This window comes from Nocardia arthritidis NBRC 100137 (assembly GCF_001612765.1).
Classification (GTDB): domain Bacteria; phylum Actinomycetota; class Actinomycetes; order Mycobacteriales; family Mycobacteriaceae; genus Nocardia; species Nocardia arthritidis.
This window is the reverse complement of record NZ_BDBB01000109.1, coordinates 1-721: the sequence shown is the minus strand read 5'-3', so window position 1 is coordinate 721 and position 721 is coordinate 1. Positions and strand designations below refer to the sequence as shown.

The 721-nt window shown below is 67.7% G+C and carries 1 protein-coding gene; it reads right to left on the bottom strand.

Annotated elements, in window-relative coordinates; genetic code table 11:
• Nucleotides 1–721: RNA polymerDNA-directed RNA polymerase subunit B (locus NA8_RS32270; protein ID WP_501193543.1), on the bottom strand; the 721-nt coding region annotated here is incomplete at both ends.

The window sequence follows — 721 nt, the reverse complement described above, 5'->3', positions numbered from 1 at the left end:
CTGCATGTTCGCGCCCATCAGGGCACGGTTGGCGTCGTCGTGCTCGAGGAACGGGATCATCGCCGTCGCGACCGACACCATCTGACGCGGCGACACGTCCATGTAGTCGACCTCGGTGGCGGCGACGAGCTCGTTCTCCTCGTTGCCGCGCCGGCACAGCACGCGGTCCTCGAGGAAGCGGCCTTCGGCGTCGACCGGCGAGTTGGCCTGCGCGCGAACGTGCCGGTCCTCCTCGTCGGCGGTCAGGTAACGAACCTCGTCGGTCACCCGGCCGTCGACGACCTTGCGGTACGGCGTCTCGATGAAGCCGAACGGGTTGACTCGCGCGTACACCGACAGCGAGCCGATCAGGCCGATGTTCGGGCCTTCGGGTGTCTCGATCGGGCACATGCGGCCGTAGTGCGACGGGTGGACGTCACGGACTTCCAGGCCGGCGCGCTCACGGGACAGACCACCCGGGCCCAGCGCCGAGAGGCGGCGCTTGTGGGTCAGGCCCGACAGCGGGTTGTTCTGGTCCATGAACTGCGACAGCTGGGAGGTTCCGAAGAACTCCTTGATCGCGGCGACGACCGGGCGGATGTTGATCAGCGTCTGCGGCGTGATCGCCTCGACGTCCTGCGTGGTCATCCGCTCGCGGACCACACGCTCCATGCGGGAGAGACCGACCCGGATCTGGTTCTGGATCAGCTCGCCGACGGTGCGCAGGCGACGGTTACCGAAA